21 protein-coding genes and 1 tRNA gene are annotated in these 20696 nt (G+C 45.4%); 10 read left to right on the plus strand and 12 right to left on the minus strand.

The window, feature by feature from the left end:
- Window positions 1-10 precede the first annotated feature (10 nt).
- The 7 genes from flgF to AYJ58_RS17465 all read right to left on the minus strand — a co-directional run bounded on the left by flgF (window position 11) and on the right by AYJ58_RS17465 (window position 5991).
- Window positions 11-754 (minus strand): flagellar basal-body rod protein FlgF, encoded by a 744-nt coding sequence (flgF, locus tag AYJ58_RS17435; protein WP_106651089.1) that lies wholly within the window; start codon window positions 752-754, stop codon window positions 11-13.
- A gap of 172 nt (window positions 755-926) precedes the next feature.
- Window positions 927-2288: a flagellar hook protein FlgE gene (flgE, locus tag AYJ58_RS17440; RefSeq protein WP_106651090.1), complete on the minus strand. Its 1362-nt coding sequence runs from the start codon at window positions 2286-2288 to the stop codon at window positions 927-929.
- Window positions 2289-2369: 81 nt separating this feature from the next.
- A complete protein-coding gene (gene flgD / locus AYJ58_RS17445; RefSeq protein WP_106651091.1) occupies window positions 2370-3140 on the minus strand; it encodes a flagellar hook assembly protein FlgD in 771 nt (256 codons plus the stop codon).
- 24 nt (window positions 3141-3164) lie between these two features.
- Entirely contained in the window at window positions 3165-3581 is a 417-nt protein-coding gene (gene flgC / locus AYJ58_RS17450; RefSeq protein ID WP_006085646.1) for a flagellar basal body rod protein FlgC, read from the minus strand.
- A gap of 2 nt (window positions 3582-3583) precedes the next feature.
- On the minus strand, window positions 3584-3988 hold the full coding sequence (gene flgB / locus AYJ58_RS17455) for a flagellar basal body rod protein FlgB (protein WP_011847319.1): 405 nt from the start codon (window positions 3986-3988) through the stop codon (window positions 3584-3586).
- Between the two features lie 143 nt (window positions 3989-4131).
- Window positions 4132-4971 (minus strand): CheR family methyltransferase, encoded by an 840-nt coding sequence (locus tag AYJ58_RS17460; protein ID WP_006082430.1) that lies wholly within the window; start codon window positions 4969-4971, stop codon window positions 4132-4134.
- Between the two features lie 99 nt (window positions 4972-5070).
- On the minus strand, window positions 5071-5991 hold the full coding sequence (locus AYJ58_RS17465) for a chemotaxis protein CheV (RefSeq protein WP_006082431.1): 921 nt from the start codon (window positions 5989-5991) through the stop codon (window positions 5071-5073).
- 205 nt (window positions 5992-6196) lie between these two features.
- Between AYJ58_RS17465 and flgA the strand changes: the two genes are divergently transcribed.
- From flgA to AYJ58_RS17480, 3 genes are all read left to right on the plus strand, one after another.
- On the plus strand, window positions 6197-6904 hold the full coding sequence (gene flgA / locus AYJ58_RS17470; RefSeq protein WP_106651092.1) for a flagellar basal body P-ring formation chaperone FlgA: 708 nt from the start codon (window positions 6197-6199) through the stop codon (window positions 6902-6904).
- Window positions 6905-6979: 75 nt separating this feature from the next.
- A complete protein-coding gene (gene flgM / locus AYJ58_RS17475) occupies window positions 6980-7303 on the plus strand; it encodes a flagellar biosynthesis anti-sigma factor FlgM (RefSeq protein ID WP_106651093.1) in 324 nt (107 codons plus the stop codon).
- 2 nt (window positions 7304-7305) lie between these two features.
- On the plus strand, window positions 7306-7731 hold the full coding sequence (locus tag AYJ58_RS17480; protein WP_106651094.1) for a flagella synthesis protein FlgN: 426 nt from the start codon (window positions 7306-7308) through the stop codon (window positions 7729-7731).
- Between the two features lie 140 nt (window positions 7732-7871).
- Here AYJ58_RS17480 and AYJ58_RS17485 read toward each other — a convergent pair whose 3' ends face one another.
- Window positions 7872-8321, minus strand: a complete 450-nt coding sequence (locus AYJ58_RS17485; RefSeq protein ID WP_106651095.1) for an LPP20 family lipoprotein — start codon at window positions 8319-8321, stop codon at window positions 7872-7874.
- Window positions 8318-8950 (minus strand): FlgO family outer membrane protein, encoded by a 633-nt coding sequence (locus tag AYJ58_RS17490; protein WP_106651096.1) that lies wholly within the window; start codon window positions 8948-8950, stop codon window positions 8318-8320. The genes AYJ58_RS17485 and AYJ58_RS17490 overlap by 4 nt, the downstream gene beginning before the upstream one ends.
- Before the next feature lie 280 nt (window positions 8951-9230).
- Here AYJ58_RS17490 and AYJ58_RS17495 point away from each other — a divergent pair, with 280 nt between their 5' ends.
- The 4 genes from AYJ58_RS17495 (at window position 9231) to AYJ58_RS17510 (ending at window position 12101) form a co-directional block, all read left to right on the plus strand.
- On the plus strand, window positions 9231-10397 hold the full coding sequence (locus AYJ58_RS17495; protein WP_106651097.1) for a flagellar assembly protein FlgT: 1167 nt from the start codon (window positions 9231-9233) through the stop codon (window positions 10395-10397).
- A 55-nt stretch (window positions 10398-10452) separates the two neighbouring features.
- Window positions 10453-10528 (plus strand) — tRNA-Arg (locus tag AYJ58_RS17500).
- 240 nt (window positions 10529-10768) lie between these two features.
- Window positions 10769-11248, plus strand: coding sequence for a DUF2947 domain-containing protein (locus AYJ58_RS17505; protein ID WP_106651098.1), 480 nt, complete (start codon window positions 10769-10771; stop codon window positions 11246-11248).
- A 292-nt stretch (window positions 11249-11540) separates the two neighbouring features.
- Window positions 11541-12101, plus strand: a complete 561-nt coding sequence (locus AYJ58_RS17510) for a chalcone isomerase family protein (RefSeq protein WP_106651099.1) — start codon at window positions 11541-11543, stop codon at window positions 12099-12101.
- A 12-nt stretch (window positions 12102-12113) separates the two neighbouring features.
- Here the strand turns inward: AYJ58_RS17510 and AYJ58_RS17515 are convergent, their stop codons facing one another.
- Both AYJ58_RS17515 and AYJ58_RS17520 read right to left on the minus strand, forming a co-directional pair.
- Window positions 12114-13058 carry a DUF6268 family outer membrane beta-barrel protein gene (locus AYJ58_RS17515; RefSeq protein WP_106651100.1) on the minus strand — a complete coding sequence of 315 codons (945 nt, stop codon included), beginning with the start codon at window positions 13056-13058 and terminating at the stop codon, window positions 12114-12116.
- Window positions 13059-13177: 119 nt separating this feature from the next.
- Complete coding sequence (locus AYJ58_RS17520) at window positions 13178-13807, minus strand: TetR/AcrR family transcriptional regulator (protein WP_106651101.1); 630 nt, start codon at window positions 13805-13807, stop codon at window positions 13178-13180.
- A gap of 139 nt (window positions 13808-13946) precedes the next feature.
- Here AYJ58_RS17520 and AYJ58_RS17525 point away from each other — a divergent pair, with 139 nt between their 5' ends.
- Together AYJ58_RS17525 and AYJ58_RS17530 are read left to right on the plus strand one after the other, a co-directional pair.
- Window positions 13947-15053 (plus strand): efflux RND transporter periplasmic adaptor subunit, encoded by a 1107-nt coding sequence (locus AYJ58_RS17525; RefSeq protein WP_106651102.1) that lies wholly within the window; start codon window positions 13947-13949, stop codon window positions 15051-15053.
- A 2-nt stretch (window positions 15054-15055) separates the two neighbouring features.
- On the plus strand, window positions 15056-18124 hold the full coding sequence (locus AYJ58_RS17530) for an efflux RND transporter permease subunit (protein WP_106651103.1): 3069 nt from the start codon (window positions 15056-15058) through the stop codon (window positions 18122-18124).
- Here the strand turns inward: AYJ58_RS17530 and AYJ58_RS17535 are convergent.
- Window positions 18121-18366: a YdcH family protein gene (locus AYJ58_RS17535; RefSeq protein ID WP_006082467.1), complete on the minus strand. Its 246-nt coding sequence runs from the start codon at window positions 18364-18366 to the stop codon at window positions 18121-18123. The genes AYJ58_RS17530 and AYJ58_RS17535 overlap by 4 nt on opposite strands.
- A 259-nt stretch (window positions 18367-18625) precedes the next feature.
- Between AYJ58_RS17535 and AYJ58_RS17540 the strand changes: the two genes are divergently transcribed.
- On the plus strand, window positions 18626-20629 hold the full coding sequence (locus AYJ58_RS17540) for a methyl-accepting chemotaxis protein (protein ID WP_106651104.1): 2004 nt from the start codon (window positions 18626-18628) through the stop codon (window positions 20627-20629).
- The last annotated feature ends 67 nt before the right edge of the window (window positions 20630-20696 follow it).

A 20696-nucleotide genomic window follows, 5' to 3' on the forward strand; every position in this document is an offset into this window, starting at 1 on the left:
AATCTATCTCCTAACTAATACGCATTAATGAGGATGAAGCGCGATCATTTTCTTCCGCGGTTTTCATCATCTTGACTTGCAATTCAAACTGACGCTGAAGGTCAATCAAAGACACCATTTCATCGACAGGGTTTACGTTACTGCCTTCCACTGCACCACTTTCAATACCTACGCTAGGATCGGCTGGTGCTGGTTCTCCTGACATTTGTCGAAATAATCCATCTTCACCACGCATCATCTGCGCATTGCCGGGATTAACGAGTTTCAAGCGACCAACTTCTTCCACCACTTCAGCGGTAGCGCCCTGAGGTCGAACAGAAATAATGCCATCCTGAGAAATTGAAACCTTCTCAATAGGGAGCGGCAACACTATGGGGCCCGCATCTCCCATAACAGGATTTCCCCTGTCATTGTGTAGTAAACCCGTAGAGTCGAAACTTAAACTGCCTGAGCGGGTATAGGCTTCACTGCCATCTTTTGCCTGCACGGCAAACCAGCCGTCGCCTTTAATGGCAACATCGAGATCTCGTCCAGTGGTTTTTATGGGACCAGAGCGAAAATTAGCTGACGGAGATTCTGTCATCGCAAACACCCTGGAAGGCAATCCTTCACCGAAGGCCTGCATCGAGCGAGCTTGTGCCATATCGGATTTAAAACCGTCGGTATTAGCATTGGCTAAGTTGTTCGCACGGAGCGCCAGCTCATTCATATTTTGCTTGGCGCCACTCATGGCGACATAAAGGAATTTGTCCACAGACTGCTCCGTCAAATTTTCTACATGACAATAGCAAAGCAAGCATCGTGCCAATAAAATTGACATTTAATTTACTGATAGAATTGAAGAATAAGGAAATGAAGTGAATTGATAGCAGGATAAAGGCTAAGTGTTGCCACTGGCGGCAACACTTAGTCAAACAATGTAATGATTAGCGGATTTGTAATACGGTTTGTTGCAGTGTGTTGTTCACTTCAAGGGTACGAGAGTTCGCTTGGAAGTTACGCTGCGCCGAAATCAAATCGACCAGTTCAGTGGTCAAATCGATATTCGATTGCTCTAACGCCGATGAACTTATGCTACCAAAAGTACCACTGTTTGCCTCACCAGCAAGAGCCGGGCCAGAATTCAAACTGGCTTTCCACGACGTATTACCCACTTGTGTTAAACCTTGTTCGTTAGCAAATCGAACCAAGGCAACCCGTGCTAAAGGCACAGTTGAACCGTTCGAGTAACTTGCAGTAATTAAACCATCAGCACCAATTTCAACGTTAGTTAAACGACCAACAGTAGTACCGTCTTGTGTTAACTCTGTTGCCGCAAAAGGAGCAGCATATTGCGTTGGCGCATTAAACTTAATAGTTAAGTCTTGAGTTCCATCCGCTCCAGCACCTAAAACGCCTGCACCACCCACACCTAAAGTCTCAGTCTTAACGACCGCTGGATCACTACCGGTATAGACACCAACAGAATTGAACTTAAGTACAGAGCCCTTCCAACCGCTAGTTGTTTGCGCTGTACCGGTTGAGTCAGGGTTACCATCGCCCGTAGTATCCGTTTGATAAGTACCAGCAGCACCAGCTAAATCGACTTGTTTACCATCAATAGCGTAATAAGCCACCCAATTGCTCTCTCCATTATAAGAGGCATCATTAGGCTTAACAAAATAGGTTGTCATGATATGTGGCTCACCGAGTGAGTCATACATTGTCATTGAAGTAACATTATTGTACGTCTTAGGGTCTAGAGGATCGAATGCAGCAGGGTCAAGGGTACTTTCCTTAGCATTTAGATTCATTTGTAAACTGACATTTTCAGTTTTTACAGGGCTACCTGCAGTATCCGGGATCTGCACTGGTTTCGCTGTAGTCAAACTTACCGATGTCGAATTACCATCTTTATCCACAGGGAATGTCTGCAAAAAATTACCAGCAGAATCAACCATGTAGTTATTTGAATCGACTTTAAATGCCCCTGCTCGAGTAAATGAATGGTCAAGACTGCCTATTTCAGAAGCAGTGACAAAAAAACCACCACCTTTAATTGCCATATCGAGTGAATTACTTGTCAACTGTAAGCTGCCTTGATGGAATTGCTGGGCGACTTGACTCGTTGCAACACCACCACCGACAGCAGTTTTAGAATTTGAAAAGATAGAATTAGCGTAAACATCCGCAAATTCAGCACGCGACTCTTTAAAGCCAATGGTATTCGCATTCGCAATGTTGTTCGCCGTGGTGTTTAAATCTTTCTGTGCGGCAGAAATGCCACTCAATGCAATGTTAAACGACATAATTCACCTCTACTTTTGACTCTATTCAATTGCGGACAACTAACGCCCAATTCGGATTCTAAAAAATTATCTTGTATAAATTTAAGTTTCAGACACAGCTAACACATCGGTTAACTTGATCCCCATACCGCCTCTCAAGTTGAGAATGGCGCCAGTACTGGCCGTACCAAGAGAGACACTGGTCACATGGGCATAAGTTGAAACAGGCAGTTCTTGGGATTTTCCATCAACTAACCCACTCGCCTTAATCGTATAGTTGCCTGCGGTCACAGGTTTTCCATCTTTATCTAAACCATCCCAGTTCACATCGACGTTACCACCGTCACTGCCATCGACTTTAAAGGTGGTCACAACTTGGCCCTTCTCATCTTCAACACGCACAGTAATCTCTGGAATTTTATTAGGGGTACTGACCACACCTTTCATCGTTGGGCTTTCAGCTGAAATATTGCCAGTATCAGTTGGGATCAACACCTTGCGACCAACGAGTCCCGATGCCTGCAGTGCTTGGCTCGACGTCATAACACTGTTTAAGTTAACTATTTCATCATTTAACTTACTGATACCATCAACTGTCGAAAATGATGCCATCTGCGCAATCATTTGGTCGTTGTCGACGGGCTTAAAAGGGTCCTGCATCGATAACTGTTGGCTTAATAACGAGAAAAAATCATCTTGAGTTAATTGTTGGCTTTTCGCTTCCGGTACTATCGAATCTTTTGGCAGTCGTATGCCATCAAGAAACGGATTACCCGTTGAACTGGTTGATGAGTTGGTCGTCACAGCATTTGATTGACTCTTATTTTGAGCCGTCTGCGCCGATGCTTGGTTAATTTGATTAATGAGGCTCACAGCTTACCTCCTAAGTAACACATGTTATTTACCCATCCCAAGTGTTTGTTGCAGCATAGACTTAGCTGCTTCAGCGACTTGAACATTCATTTGATATGAGCGCGAAGCAGAAATCATATCTGCCATTTCTTCCATGACATTAACATTCGGTTTATAAATAAAGCCGTCCGCATCCGCCATCGGATGATCGGGCGAGTATTCTTTTAGTAGTGGTTTATCACTTTCAACAATGCCTTTTACCGCCACACCTTGAGAGGCTTGTTGCTGACTTTGCGCTTTGGCCATTTCAGCTTCGAAAATAGGATGACGGGAACGATAGGTCTTATCTACGCTACTCGAGACGGAATCAGCGTTAGCTATGTTACTCGCAGTGGTGTTCAACCTGACCGATTGAGCCGACATTCCCGAGCCAGCAACATCAAATATGCTAAATAAACTCATGATTAATCCCCTCTCAACGCTTTCTTCATGCCACTAAACTTACTGTCTAAAAAACCTAATGACATTTGATATTCAAGAGCATTTTGCATGAATGCCGATTGTTCCTGTTGGATATCAACGGTATTGCCATCACCGGTATCAGGTTGATTTGGCACGCGGAACTTAACAAATTGCCCCGTCAACTCAGCAAGTCCAAAATGCTTGTCTGTCTCTTGCATTTCAAGACTATTACGCTGCTGCTGTTGGCCTCGTGCGGCCTGCATTGCCGCAGAAAAATCAACATCGCGGGCTTTATAATGTGGCGTATCGGCGTTAGCGATATTGCTCGAAATGACTTCAGCTCGCTGCGCTCTAATACCGAGAGTGTACTGATGCACACCCAGTGCATTATCAAAATTGATCGCCATAAAATTGCCTCCTCGTGTTACTCACGGAAACAAAGCAATTCATGTGCCAACATCAGGAGACAATGAAAATAACAATTAGGATAAGCAAGTGATGGGTAAAAAATTACCGACAAATGTCGGTAATTTTCTTTAAAGCTGTAGACTTAAGTCTTTTTCTGGTAATAAATCCCTGGGTTACAACGGACCATATCAAACTCGTCCGTTAAACCAGCGATAGATTCGGAAGCACCAAGAAATAGAATGCCTTTTGGATTAAGAGCGGCAGCGAATTGCCGCAAAATTTTTGCCTTTGCCTCAGGCGCAAAATAAATCAGCACATTGCGGCAAAAAATAATGTCGAACTTACCAAGTAAGCTATAACTTTCAAGCAGATTATGTGCTCTAAAGTTCACTAAACGCTTAACATTATCCTTTAACTTCATATTGCCTGAAGGCAAAGCATCAAAAAACTGACGCTTACGCTCTTCGGATAAACCGCGTGCTAATGCCAAGCTATCGTACTCAGCATTTTTGCAGCGTTCCAACATGGAAGGCGATAAATCCGTAGCTTGAATCGAAGCACTACCAGCAAGTGCACCAGGCTTCTTTTGTTGATACTCAAGAATCGTCATCGCCAGTGAATAGGGTTCTTGCCCAGACGAACACGCGGCCGACCAAATCTTAAGTGGACGACCTAAACGACTATACTCAGGTAACAAAACGTTATGCAATAACTCAAATGGATAACGATCACGAAACCACAGGGTTTCATTGGTCGTCATAGCATCAATCACTTCTGCCCGAAGCGCACGTTCCGTTGGCTTCATCGAATGCTTAACCACATCGGATAAGGATGGCAGGTTATATTTCCCCATTAAAGGAGCAAGACGACTGCGCACCAGATATTGCTTATTTTCACCCAGTACGATGCCGCTGTGTTGCTCTAAGAACAATCTAAATTGATTATATTCAGCCTCAGCGAGTGATTTATTTGGCACATTCACATCCTAAATCCTATTGCAAGCACCAAAATCAGTGCGAAACCATCATGTTACAAAGTCGAGATTATAGCGTAAAGCATATATAGGTACTAACTACTGAACTTACAAACTTAAGTGCTTATTCACTGCAGCAGCCAGTTCGTCGGGATTAAACTTAGCGATAAAGTCATTGGCCCCCACTTTTTGAACCATTGCCTGATTGAATACTCCACTTAACGACGTATGCAGTACCACTTTAATATGCTTGAGCTTAGGATCATCTCGGATCTCCGCGGTCAGGGTATAACCATCCATCTCAGGCATCTCAATGTCTGAGATAATAAGAGGGATTTCATCAGCAACATTGTCCATTTCTTTGGCGATTTCTTTGAGCTTATCTAATGCTTCTCGGCCATCTTTTGCGGTATCAATTTGTAAGTTCAATGACTCGAGTGAACGAATAATCTGCTTACGCGCCACGGCAGAATCATCGATAACCATAATATGATAATGCTGGGTTCTGTCGAGGGTCAGCTTTTCATTAGCTTCTTCACTGATGGCAGTTTTAACCGGTGAAATCTCATCTAAGATTTTTTCAACGTCGAGAATTTCAACCAATTCACCTTCAATCTCAGTCACAGCCGTTAGATAAGAATAACGACCCGCACCTTGAGGAGGAGGCATAATCGCTTCCCAATTCATGTTGATAATCCGCTCAACCGAACTGACTAAGAAGCCTTGAACGCTGCGGTTATATTCAGAAATAATGATGAAGCAGTTTTCAGTACTCGCTAAAGGTCTACCGCCTGTTGCCGCACTCAAATCAATAACTGAAATAGTCGTACCGCGAATATGCGCGACACCTTTTACATAAGGATTAAGTTTAGGCAAAGTGGTCAGTGGTGGGCACTGCAGTACTTCTTTCACCTTAAACACGTTAATCCCAAACCGTTGACGACCGTTTAACTTAAAAAGCAGCAATTCTAAACGGTTTTGACCAACGAGCTGGGTTCGTTTGTTGACTGAATCAAGAATACTCGACATAACTCTGCCTTGTTGTTCTGTTTATGTACGGCCCTATGACTCGTTTGAGTATAGGCATATTAATTGCTTACGTCTTATCTATCGATAAACATAGTCGAAACTGAGTCAATCTTCTGACAGTGATGCAAATTATTATTACAGTGGTCAGCTTCGAACTTGATAAAAGTATAGGTGCATTCTGGCGTTACAAGCTAGTCTCTTCATTATGAAAGTAAATTTAGTCTGTTTTTTTAGTGTTTTCACCCTCTTCATGCCCGCTTTTGCGAGTGCAGAGCCTATTGTTCCCACCGTATCGGCCATCTCAGAATTAGCTAAAGCGCTTATTTCAGAAAAAATATCTGTGCCAACTAATGCCAAAGTCGATATTTCGCCGCAATTAGTTGACGCAAGAATGCTGCCGTCACAATGCTCGTCGCCGATTAAGGTTGAATTGGCGAGTGACAGGGAAATTAGCCGTAATAACACCCTAAAAGTCAGCTGCGATACGCAAGAGCTCGCTTACCCTTGGCAAATTTATATCTCGGTTAGAGTGGATATTTTATTCCCCGTTGTTGTCTCAACTGAAACCTTAGCGCCTGGCGAACTCATCTCCCCTAGCCAAGTTGAAATCCGTTACATTGAGCAAAATAGTTTACGGGGCGCTGAATTTGATGACCCAAGTAAATTAGCTGGTGTGCGAGTCAAACGACGCGTCTCGAAGGATTATCCTATATTGAGCAATAACTTATGCTTCGTGTGTAAAAACGACTCGGTATCTATTTATGTTCGTTCTAACTCATTCGAACTCAAAACAGTAGGCGAAGCCCTACAAGATGGCAATAAAGGCGATCGGATCAGAGTCAAAAATAGCAGTTCAAACAAAGAACTAGATGCTATAGTCACGGGCATTGGCGAAGTTGAAGTAAGAATGTAAAATAATCTAAAGCTTTTTTATAAGCTGCCGATACCCCAGTTAAGAAATCCCGTACACACGACGCTGGAGCCGAAAATGGCAATTGATATTAGCAAACTCAACACTGCAACGACCGCACAAGTTCGTTCAGGTGCAACTAAAACTAGCAGCGATCAATCTGCTCAAGTTGCCACAAAATCGACAACACCACAAAGAACCGACTCAGTGGTGATTACAGCGCAAGCGCAACAACTGCAAGGAGCTCAGACTAAAATGGCGAGCCTTCCTGAAGTTGATCAAAAGAAAGTGGCCGAAATTAAACAGGCTATCGCCGAAGGCCGCTATAAAATTGACCCTGAAAAGTTGGCTGCCAATATTGCAAGTTTTGAAGCCGAACTTAATGACTTGAATAAAGAGTAACTATGACTGAAATAGCTAAACTGGTAGATCTACAACACGCCCATTTGGCTGTTCTTAAGCAAATCATACTCAAGGAAAAAGGCGCTTTGGTTGACCAAAACGCCGATTTACTGCTTTCTCTTGCTAACGAAAAATCACAATGTCTGAAAGAACTCAAAACTAATGATGACATTTTGGCAAACCACACTGATAAGTCTCAACTCACTCAGCAAACCGAACTCGTACATAAAATGGCCGTTGTCAAAGACGCATTAACTGAATGCAAAGCATTGAACGATCAAAATGCCAGTTTAATTGAGATGAATTTAGCCAGTCTCAATCGCTTCGCTCAAGCTTTACAAGCCAGCAGAAACGCCTCCAGCCTTACGTATAACGATAAAGGCAAGACCTCAACTATCTCAAGTTTAGGTAATGATTTAAAAGCCTAACAGGCGCATCAATTCCTACTCTGTATTTCCAGCTTCTAAGCTCTGCTCTGATTAAAGATTAAACTTTAGTACTTTGCAGAAATAGAAAAGCCGCATACTACTCGTATAGTTCGCGGCTCAATAGAGTCATGTAGAAATGACTAGAAATACGTGACTTCTTTCACTCGCTGTGGACGGCTCTGTTGTTGATACAGTGCCCATACCCGTGAAAAATCCAGTTCTAACTCAGTAACATAATGATCGCCAGCCGGATAACTCTTAACGACCCGCGCCCCACGGATCACGCCAGAAACCGATGCTTTAACATTATCGTCCGTCAACATCCAATCACTGACACTGCTGTTTGCCGTTATTTTCTGCCCATATACTTGTTCCGCTAATTCACGGTAGGCCACAATTTTTGATGCTTGCATGGCCATCAACACTCTTTGTGATTGCTCTTTAGCCGGTTGAGTCGCTAAAGGCGCATATCCTATGGCCGTTAACTTAGGAAAACTCGGCGGCGGCACATCTTCCCATTGCACATATCTATCTTTAGCCGCGCAGCCAGTTAGCATTAGCGCCGCAATAAATAACAGGTAGCGTTTCATTTTCCATCTCCTAAAACACGCACTTCATTCATGCCTGGACTCGCCTGACGATATAAGACGCCATTTTGTGACACAATTTGCTCCGATGGCTGCATGTAGTTTGCCAACTCTTTTTGAGTCACAAAAGTTTGAGAGGCCGATACCACGCGATTGTTACTTATATTCACAATCCGAGTATTGATCGCCATACCATTGGTAACTGGGCTCATAGTCGAAACGACAAGATGCTCAACGGGAAGATTTTTCGACAATTGTTGCCAATCTCGCGTCAAAATAAAATCCCCATTAGCCGTCACTCTCAAGCCATCAGCTAAATTTAAATCAACCACATTAAACTGAAAGCTATGGAGCGACGTCATTAATCCTTGCTGTAACTGCTGCGCCAACGCATTTGTACCATTCATGTCACCTACTAATACTGGGGTTGCGACGACAATTGGTTGATCAGAACGCAGAGCATCATTTTGCTTAACGAGCTCTGTCACTATTCGCTGTGCTAAATGGTTGATCACTGCCGTTGGCGGCAACCCATTGCCATCCACTAAACTCGGCTTGGGCGGTGTAACCGATTTAGCCACACATCCACCTAACATCAGTAATGTTAAGGGAATAATCACACGCTTTAGCATTGGAGTTACCTCATTTGTGGGTGTACAGGCCATTAAATCACTCACACTCTACGCGTCTCATTTTTGTGAGTAACAAAAGCCAGCAATCTTCGGACCAAAATTGACTCCAGCCCGACAATATTATTCTCATATGCTGTATATCGACTGCACCAATGGAAACTTTATCGAAAACTCTCGTTACTCAGGCATGGAATTTGCTTTGTCGGTATATTAGATTAAGTGTCAGGAAACTGGCTCGATTAGCAAGCTCGCCAATAGCTTAGCGATAAGGATTGTATTGATGCATATACCAGGTTCAGCTTCGCTCATCATTTTGAGCCTTGCACTCTTGTCTTTGCCTACTCAGGCCGAATGGATAGAAGCCAGTGGTGAAGCGACTATTCTCAATGGTAATACGGCTCAAGCAAGAGAAGAAGCGATTAATCAAGCCGTTAGCTACGCTACATTAAGCACTGGCATTCAAATATCCAGTGAACAACAAACGACAAACGGTAACCTTACTCAAAATAATTTTGCGATTAATCGCAACGCCCAAGCCATTAGTATTCAACTTGTGAGTGAACGGATCCAAGGAAACAAAATTTATGTATCCTTACGACTCGATCTAAATGATGATCCTACGCAGCAGTGTCCAAATGGACAATTAAAGGCTGCGATTTTAATCCCTCAAGCACAAATCAAAGATCGTACTCAGCTCAGATATGGGCAGCTTTCAGGTTTTGAAGAAGTTATTTCAGAAAAACTTGGTAGTGTTATAGACGATTACTCCGCCACAGGCTTTAGCCACACTCACGCTAAAGAACTGCTCGATATTAAACAAGATCTAGTGGATATCCGCGGTTATCGACTCCCAAGCTGGCTCAGTGAAATTACCGACAGCCAATATATCCTCCAACCACAAATTATGGATATCTCAATAGAGCCAGTGCCGCCAACCTTCCTAGGATTCTGGGATGAAGCTCCACTCAGGCAATTCCAGTTCAAACTTAGCCTCTATCATGGGATCAGTGGCGAAGAAGTTTGGAGTAAAAGCTACAGCACATCGGCGCCATGGGAATTTGAAGAACAAGCCATTATTGCCCCGAATACGGACAGATTCTGGCGATCATCCTATGGCAAAAATCTTACTAAGTTAATGCAACAGGCTACCCATGATTTAGACAGCACACTCAATTGCAGACCCTTACTCGGCCAAGTCGTGAGCCGCCAAGCGGACAGGATCATTTTAAATCTCGGCCGTAAACATGGCATTCGTGTCGGGGATAAATTCCAAGTCGTATTACAGCAAAACCTACCGGATAGACTCAATGAAATGCGCGCAGTCGCAACCAAAAGTCGAGCCACGGTAAAAATCGAACAAGTGAGTGAAGAAAGCTCAACAGCAGTACTTTTAGACCAAAATGCAGCCTACAATGTGCAGATAAACGACATAGCGCTTAAGATTTAAGCAACTAAATCATAAGCCTTTTAATCAGAGATAAAACCAGTATAATCACTGTCGTCTCTCTATAGCTCAACAGGATAGAGCAGCCGCCTCCTAAGCGGCCGATCGGGGTTCGAGTCCCTGTGGAGAGACCAGATAATGCTTGTGTGATTTCAACTTCACTTGAAGATTTTTCTGATAAGAATAATTTTCAAAAACACATTTAAAACTTCCTCAGTCTATATCCCTTAAAAAACAGCTCTGTTAATCGTTACTATAAAATCCAATACCAGGATAAAGCTACATTGCGGCATTGCCCTAAACTTGGCTAAGTCAGTATAATCCAACACACTGATGTTTGATGAGCCTTCAGAGCTCAACCTAGGAGAGCTTGCTTGGCCAACACTTATATACCGCTAGATCAATACCGCCGTAAGTGGATTTTCAACCACAAGGACTTACCTGTCACTGACGAGGACAAGGCGCATATCCTGCCGTTAACAGATAAAAGTGCGATGGAAATCTGGAACCAATGGATTAGCAACAAGAGTAGTCGTGCGGAGCAATTCACTAAGGGAGATTGGGCGGCGAAGGCTGATGCTTGGGTGGAAACAGATCATTGGCAGAGTGCTTGGGATAGTGAAGAGAGCAGTTTACCCGCCATGTTAGCCGAGTTTATACAATGGCCAGATGAGACGCCTGTGTATTTTTGCTATGAAAAATATCAGATTATTGAAACTCGTTGGGATGTGTTCGTCCGTAATTGGAAGTGTTTTCTCTTCTTCGACGACGGTCCAATTTTGATCTCACCAAAACAGAAGCAAGCCGTGATGTTCGAACAGAGTGGACAGTACAAGCTGGGCACTCGCGGATAATTTATACCAGTTGCTTAACGCTGATAATTTCCCCGCCAATAGTTTTACACCAATACTTTTACGTCAGTATTTTAACGCGATGAGTCATCTTGTTGGCATGCTCATACTTAATGATGAGTATGCCATATTCGGAAGATACTTAAGCACAATTAGCCTATCTCTCCCCTCTTCTTTAGATTAACATCCATTTCCGATGCCGAGTATTTGAGAAGTTGGGGTCAACTTTCTGCTGTGAATACTCATAAAGCTTTACTTAAAACCCAATAATTAAAATAGAAAAATGAGGTGTATTATGAAGTTACTCTCCACTCTTACCCTAGCCAGCGCGCTGTTATTACCCCACACATTAATGGCCAAAGAAGTCTCAGGTGTGCAAGTCGCCGATACTGTGACATTAGATAGTCAAGTATTACAGCTTAATGGCGCGGGGGTTCGCAGTAAGTTCTTTATGGATTTATATGTGGGCAGTTTGTATTTGCCAGCAACCTTGAGTAATACGACTGCGGTTATCGATGCTCCAATTGCGGCGATCCGCCTTAATATTACCTCTGGCATGATCACCTCAGAAAAAATGCGCGATGCGATCACCGAAGGTTTTGAGCACGCGACGGCAGATAATACCGCCGATATTCAACCGCAAATCGATGCTTTTATGGCGCTGTTTAACGAAGAAATTAAAGAAGGTGACCAATTTACCTTAGTCGCCAATAAAGCCCGCGGCGTGACGGCCTATAAAAATGGCCAGGAACAAGCCACCATCGAAGGTGAAATGTTCCGTCAAGCACTGTTAAAAATTTGGCTAGGTGATAAGCCTGCCCAAAAAAGCCTCAAAGAGGCCATGCTGGGCAAATAACTATCATTAACGTTAGAATTTGAATTCGATATCCAAGGCCGCAGCGCCTTGGCTATCCATATCAAGCGCGGTTTGGTCAGTCACTTCTAACTCCCCATCAAAGTAATATCCGGCGTAAAGATTCACTGTTAATGCTGGGGTTGCTTGCCAACCGCCACGTAAATAACTCACCCACTCGTTCGTTTCTACCACAGTGTCATCATCTTCGATAAGGAATCGCTCAGTACGACGCGAACTACCAAAGCCGACATTCCAATCGGAATTAAATCGATAACTCAGCTCTAATCCAGCGGGACCACTAAACCCGGCTTGGAAAGGATTAGCGAGTGCCCAATGTTCATCTATCTGCCAGCGCATGGCGAGATAAGGCACAGTACGAACTTCATCGATATCATTAAGATACGCGACACCAACACCAATCATATTCCCCGAATCAAATGCATACATTGCAGATGCCACAACACCGTAACTCTGGGCTTCGCTGGCCGATGCAGTATCGGCGTAGGCATATTGGATCTGCGGCGCGAGAAAGAAGGTCCAATGTTTATCCATGCGATAATTTAACGACACTCCGGCGCGGTAACGATTGATATGATCCCAATTCTGCCCGTCGGTGCCGAACAGCGGGGCGACACTGTTAGCGCCAGTAAGGGTGATATTACGCCAGTCGTAGTCTAGCCTGTCATAACCTACACGAAAGCCTAAAGACCATTGCTGATTTAACGGAACATTCATCCCTGCACTCAGTAATAAACTGTCCCTTTGTAGCTCAGTATTACCATTGGCCACATCGGCACTCTGGGTGCTGATCTGCGCGACACTTAATCTAAATGGCTTGTATTCCTTCGAAGGTTTATCCGCTGCAATCGCAGCACAACTCATTAACGGCAACAGTAATACAGCGCTTTTCAGCGGGCACAGTTTTGTGCTCGATGGTGAAAGTTCTCGATTAGCCACGTCAGCTCCTTGCATTTAAAATGATTAAAAGACTTTCGCGCATAATACGCACTATCTAGCTAAAAGGTTCAAGCTTTCGATATAGAGATACGAAATGATACCTTTTTAACGTACACGTTTTATTTAACCCTATGCGCCCTCAGAAACATGTCGGCACAACCCAAAATATAATCATTTCTATCGTTAGCAAGTTCATCGGCTGCCAAGCCCAATTCTAATTTGAGTTTTAGCTCACCAAACAACATTAAACATAAACGCACCGCACTGTGGTGAGCGTTACCAAATCGATATTGCCCTAACGCCTCTACTTTCACTAAATAGTCAGCCAGCAATCCCACTATATGTTTCGGGCCCGCATCGAAGAATAACTGCGACACTTCGGGATGGCTTTCGGATTGCGCCACACAGGCTTTGAATACCGTAATAGCTTCTGGGCTGACGATCATCTCCCCAAATTGCAGGGCAAATTGGGTTAATGCGAATTCCGGCTTAGTGGGATCGCTTAACAAATCATCATTAAGATTATGGCCAACACACTTAGATTCGATTGCCGCAACAAATAATTCATCTTTACTGCCGTAATGGGAATAGACGGTTTGTTTCGACACACCCGCAAGCTTGGCAACCTCATCCATACTGGTATGAGGGAACCCTTGACGACAAAATAAATCAATAGCAGCCGCAAGCACTTGCTGACGTTTTTGTTCGCTACGGCTCAGAGGTAACTGCGTCTCAGAGGAATGCGTCATATCGACTCTCGAATAGGTAGACCTAATAAATTGGCATTAGTTAAGCACAAAATAGACTAGACAGTCTAGTTCCACACAACTAGACTAGCAAGTCTAGTTACATTGCATTAACGTTTAACTTACAGCGGAAGCACTTAAAATGGATCGAACTGCCCGACGTTCTTGGCGCACTATCAGCGTCTGCGTGTTTGCTTTAGTCACATTATCCGCCTGTCAAAAGGAAGTAACTGAACACGCCACGACAACCGTACTGCCCACAGTCACGAGCCAAGCGTTGATCCTGACACTAAGCTATCAGCACGAGCAAACCTTCACGGGGACTATCCGTGCGGGCAACACAACTGGCGTCGGCTTTGAACTGGCTGGTAAGTTAAACGAGCTACAGGCCGATTCCGGCATCAAAGTGAAGCAAGATCAAATACTGGCAATCCTCGATACCCGACTACTCGAAGCCGAGCGTCAGGAGATCCAAGCGAGTCTGGCGCAAACCCAAGCCGATGTTGATCTGGCCACCAGCACTCTAAAACGTAATCAAGAATTGAAAAAATCGGGCTATGTCTCTGAGCAGCTATTAGATGAAAACCGCTCACAATTAAATAGCTTAGCCGCAGCGAAAAACCGTCTACTTGCCTCGCAGCATGCCAACCAACTTAAGCTCGATAAATCCATCTTAGTGGCGCCGTTTGACGGCACCATCAGTCAAAGGCTACATAACTTAGGCGAAGTGGTTGCTGCGGGCAGCCCCATTTTCAGCTTAGTGGGCAATATCAATCCTGAAGCCTACATAGGCGTACCTGTCGCGTTAGCGGATCAGTTTCACCCAAAACAACAAGTGCAAGTCAGCGTGCAAGATCAAATCTTTACCGCCGAAATTGCCGGTATTAGCGCCGAAGTGAATCCCGTCAGTCGCACCCTACAACTTAGGATAAGCCTACCCCAAGATGCCCGTGTAATTAACGGTGAAATTGTGTATCTGCATCAACAGCAGCAAATAGAACAAGCTGGGTATTGGGTGCCGATTTCGGCATTAACGGATGGCATTCGTGGATTATGGAATCTGTATGTCATCGCAAAGGATGAACAGCAATCCATCATAGAGCGCCGAGATGTGGAAATCCTCTACACCACCCAAGACATGGCCTACATTCAAGGCGCGATTGAGCCCAATGAAATCTATGTCAGCCAAGGGCTCCATAAGCTGGTTGTAGGCCAAGCTGTATCTCCCATTGCCGCAACCACGAGGTAGTTATGATTAAAGCCTTTGTTGAAAACGGCCGCTTAGTCAGCCTCGTTATTGCACTATTACTGGTCGCGGGCTTTGGCGCTATCTCTAGCCTTCCACGTACCGAAGATCCACACATAACCAACCGTTTCGCCTCTGTGATCACCCCGTACCCTGGGGCCTCAGCTGAGCGGGTCGAAGCCTTAGTCACTGAAGTGCTCGAAAATCAGCTCAGGCGTTTAGAAGAAATCAAGCTAATCCAATCGACCTCTCGGCCGGGGATTTCAGTCATACAGTTAGAATTGAAAGACACAGTTATGGAGACCGACCCCGTGTGGTCTCGGGCGCGGGATTTATTAGCCGATGCGAAAGTCAATCTGCCCGAGGGCATACCATCCCCGACACTCGATGATCAAATTGGTTATGCCTACACCGCTATTTTAAGCTTAGTGTGGAATAGCAATACGCCCGTCAGGGTCGATATGCTCAACCGCTATGCGAAGGAATTACAGAGCAGGCTTAGGCTGTTGTCTGGCACAGATTTTGTCAAACTCTACGGCGCACCGACCGAAGAAATGCTAGTGCAGCTCGATGGCAACAAGATGAGCCAGTTAGAACTTACTCCCGCTGCCATCGCCCATATTCTCAGCGGCGCCGACAGTAAAATTGCCGCAGGTGAAATCAACAACCACGAGTTTCGCGCCTTAGTCGAAGTCTCGGGCGAACTCGACTCTTTAACTCGCATTCGCCAAGTGCCACTTAAAATTGATAGTCAAGGCCAAGTCATTCGCCTTGGCGACATCGCCACTGTCACGCGCCAAGCTAAAACACCTGCTGACAGCATAGCCTTAGTCGATGGTGAACAAGGCGTTTTTGTCGCCGCGCGCATGCTGAACAATAGCCGTGTCGATCTCTGGCAAGCACAAGTGAATCGCATCGTCGATGAACTTAATCGCGAAATGCCCGCCAATATCCAGATCCAATGGCTATTCGAGCAAAACAGTTACACCAGCGATCGCCTTGGCGGACTCGTGGTAAACCTGCTGCAAGGGTTTGTGATCATCTTGCTGGTATTGCTACTCACCCTAGGACTAAGAAACGCCATCATAGTGGCGATTTCATTACCCCTCACGGCACTGTTTACCTTGGCCTGCATGAAATATATCGGCCTGCCCATACATCAAATGTCGGTGACAGGACTCGTCGTCGCCCTTGGGATCATGGTGGATAATGCGATTGTGATTGTTGATGCCATCTCACAACGGCGCCAACAAGGGATGAGCCGCCTAGCCGCAGTGAGTGAAACCATACACCACCTTTGGCTGCCCTTAGCAGGTTCAACAATTACCACTATTTTAGCCTTTGCGCCCATAGTGCTGATGCCCGGTGCCGCTGGGGAGTTTGTCGGTGGCATTGCCATGTCAGTAATGTTTGCGCTGCTGGGCTCTTACCTAATTTCCCACACAATAATTGCGGGGCTTGCGGGACGATTTAGCCATGAAGGCAAACATGATGTCTGGTATCAACACGGAATAAATCTCCCACTGGTGAGCCAATATTTTCAAGCCAGCCTCAGAATCGCCCTTAAGCGCCCTATTCTCAGTGCGCTGCTTATTGGTATTACGCCAGTATTAGGTTTTTACGCCTCGGGTAAGATGACAGAGCAATTCTTTCCGCCATCGGACAGGGACATGTTCCAAATTGAAGTCTATCTTGCGCCCCATGTGAGTTTAGACAACAGCTTGAATCAAGTGCAGCTCATGGATAAAAAGCTCCATGCCGTCAATGGGATCACTCAAGTCGATTGGGTGGTGGGCGGCAATACGCCCTCATTTTATTACAACCTGACACAACGCCAACAGGGCGCGACTAACTATGCGCAGGCCATGGTGAAAGTGACCGACTTTGAGCGCGCCAATGAGCTGATCCCCGAATTACAACAGCAATTCGATAGCGCTTTCCCCGAGGCACAAGTGCTAGTTCGCAAACTCGAGCAAGGTCCGCCCTTTAATGCGCCGGTAGAGTTGATGATCTTCGGTCCGAATCTCGATACGTTACGGACGCTGGGCGATGAAGTCCGCAATATCCTCGCGCAAACACCGGACGTGCTCCATACCCGAGCCACCTTAAGTGCCGGTGCGCCTAAGCTTTGGCTGCAAGTGAATGAAGATGCCAGCTTAATGAGTGGGTTAAGTCTGACGGATATTGCCAAGCAAATCCAAATGTCGACCACGGGCGTTATCGGTGGCAGCGTACTTGAGCAAACGGAGTCATTACCCGTTCGAGTGCGACTCGGTGATGGCAGTCGCGAACAAGTCACCCGCCTTTCAGAAATCCAATTAGTGACACCTTCGGGTGAGTCGGTCGCGCTCTCAGCCCTCGCCCACAACGAAGTGCAAGTGAGCCGCGGCGCCATTCCAAGACGTAACGGCCAAAGGGTGAATACCATAGAAGCCTATATTGTCAGTGGCGTGTTACCCGCCCAGGTGCTGAACGATGTCAAAGATAAAGTGGCACAACTCGCGCTGCCATCGGGTTATCGCATTGAAATCGGAGGTGAAAGCGCAAAACGTAACGAAGCGGTCGGCAATTTGCTCTCCAATGTGATGTTAGTCGTCACCTTGTTATTGGCCACTGTGGTGCTGTCGTTCAACTCCTTCAGGCTCACGGCCATCATTTTGTTGAGCGCGATACAATCGGCAGGGCTTGGCCTATTAGCCGTGTATGTGTTCGGCTATCCCTTTGGATTCCCGGTCATCATAGGTTTACTAGGCTTGATGGGACTGGCCATTAACGCTGCCATAGTGATCTTGGCTGAACTTGAGGATATGCCAAGTGCCAGACTCGGCGATATGGAAACCATAGTCTCAACCGTCAGCAGTTGTGGCCGCCATATCAGCTCGACAACCATCACCACAGTGGGCGGGTTTATCCCGCTTATCATTGCTGGCGGCGGATTTTGGCCTCCCTTTGCCATTGCTATCGCGGGCGGCACGCTGCTGACGACGTTGCTCTCTCTGGTTTGGGTACCGACTATGTATTTACTGTTGATGAAAACCCGTAAGGCGAACAATCAGTCCGCCATTCCTGCTTAAATCGCATCGTGGACTAGGTATTGATACAGTTTATCTTTAAGGTTTAACCGCTCTAATTTTAACGCTAAAAAGTGCTCATCGGCAGTGGGCACTTTTGTTAACTCCAATGCCCTGATTTTATTGTCGAGCTCATGGTAACGACTGGCCATGGTAGCAAAAGCGCTATTATTGACTTTTAGATGCTTAATTTGATCAACAAAATCTGGAAACTCATAAACTAACGCATGATTCTCACCTAGCATATACACTTCCCCTATAATGGTTCTGACTCAATGAACTCCATTCACCTTAAGCAGCTTAGTCCATGCCATCACAATACGGCCAGTTAGCAGGACTTTTTATCTGCCGACATGTCTGTGGAATGAATCCATTAACTCAAGTCTAAAACTGGTAAAATATCAACGAAGTGACTATACAATTGCTTAAATACTAGACCCATATCAAGACCATGGAGTGAGACTTAGGCTACATTGATGTAACCGTTACCTATAGGATCGTACGATGAATTATAAAAATTGGCCTATTGCAAAACAAATAGGTGCCCTCGCGTTTATTCTCACACTCACCATTTTTGGCATACTCAGTACCGTTTCCTACAAAGCCGCTTCAAATGTATTAGAAGATAAAGGCATGAGTGCCATGAAGTCCGAAATGCGTGCCGTTTCAGACATGTTAGAACTGCAATACGATAGCCTTTTGCAGCTTGCAAGGCGCAACGCCGACGTGTTTAAGGAAATGTATCCAGGGCAATTTAGTAAACCAAATAAAACCGTCAATGTGATGGGAGTCAGCTCCCCCGCCCTCATGCACGAACAAGAACAAATTAACTCCTCAAAAAGTAAAGTCGATCGTTTTGCTAACCTGACAGGCGGCACGGCAACGGTATTCGTGCACGATGGCGATGATTTTATGCGGGTGTCGACCTCACTCAAAAAAGCCGATGGTAGCCGTGCACTAGGCACCTTCCTTGGTAAAACCCATCCAGGCTATCAAGCGCTGATCAGCGGCCAAGAATACGAAGGCTACGCCAAACTCTTCGGCAAAGACTATATGACAGTCTATCGCCCAATTAAGGACGTCCAAGGCCAAGTCATTGGTATCTTATATATTGGCTTTGACATCACCAGCTCGTTAAAACAATTACAAGATGCAGTAAACCGACTCACCCTAGAAGAAAGCGGCCGTTTTCTGTTAGTCCGCAAAGCGGACAATGTACTTGTCGCGCATCCTCAGTTTAATGCGGGCGACGTTATCACCGAGAGTATGCTCGATGGGTTAAGTGTGGCTGAGGCCACGAAAGATGATTCTGAGTACAGTTATAGCAATAGTAAAAATGAGCCTATGTTTGCCTATAGCCAAACCGTAACCGGCTGGAATTGGATGTTGGTAGGCCAAGTTAAGGCGAGTGAGCTCAATGAAGAAAGTATGCAGTTACTCACTATCAACGCTATCGTTGCACTCACAGGGATTGCGCTGATCACAGCACTGCTATCTGTGGTATTAATCCGTGCACTTAAACCGTTACATGCCCTGCAAGTGCATATGGAAAGCCTAGGCAGTGGTGATTTTAGTCATCACTTAGCGCCATCAGAACCACAGAGCCAAAACGAAGTTGATCGCATCACCACCAGCGTATCGACCATGTCCTCAGAGTTAAGACAGTTAATCATTGCCCTGCAGGATTCGGTGATGAGTTTAGAGCAGCAGGCTTCTAAGGCACAAAGTATCGCCAAACAGAATGGCGAAGAAGCTCAGGCCTTAATGCTACAAACGGATCAAATTGCCACTGCCATTGAAGAAATGTCGACCTCTATTCGCGATGTGGCGAATCATGCCCAAGATGGCGCAGTGCAGAGCCAACAGGTGGATGCCGCAGCCAAAGAAGGCCAAGGTCAGCAAACTAAAGTGGTGCAGGATTTACTCAAACTCAGTGAACAGCTTAGTAATAGTCATCAGTCGGTTGAAAAAGTGAGTCACGAAAGTGAAGCCATCAGTAAAGTTACCGAAGTGATTAACAGTATTGCCGAGCAAACAAATTTACTGGCACTTAACGCGGCGATTGAAGCGGCGCGTGCAGGCGATCAAGGTAGAGGCTTTGCGGTCGTAGCCGATGAGGTGAGAACCCTAGCCCAGCGCACCCAATCATCCATTTTAGAAATTGGCCAAACCATTGGAAAGCTGCAAACGCAAGTGAAAAGTACCACAGAACAAATGGGCCAGAGTCATCAATTAGGCATGGAATCCGCAGCACAGGGTGAAGCTACTGGCGAGCAGCTTAAGGAAATCACCCGCCGAATTGGCGAACTTGCCATTAGTTCACGCAATATCGCCTCAGCTACCGAGCAGCAAAGCAGTGTTGCAGAGGAAATTACTCATAATCTGCATCAGATCAGTGAACTGGCAAATGAAGGCGAACATCGCGCCACTGAAACCGTGCAGTCAGCCAATGAACTGTCATCCTTAGCTGCGGCCTTAAAACGCCAAATAAGCCAATTTAAGGCCTAGATAGACTCGCTCGACAGGTTCAATTAACACCACTAGCGCAAATGTCTAATGAGTTATGTATCAAATG

The organism is Shewanella sp. Pdp11 (genome assembly GCF_002838165.1).
GTDB classification, from domain to species: domain Bacteria; phylum Pseudomonadota; class Gammaproteobacteria; order Enterobacterales; family Shewanellaceae; genus Shewanella; species Shewanella hafniensis.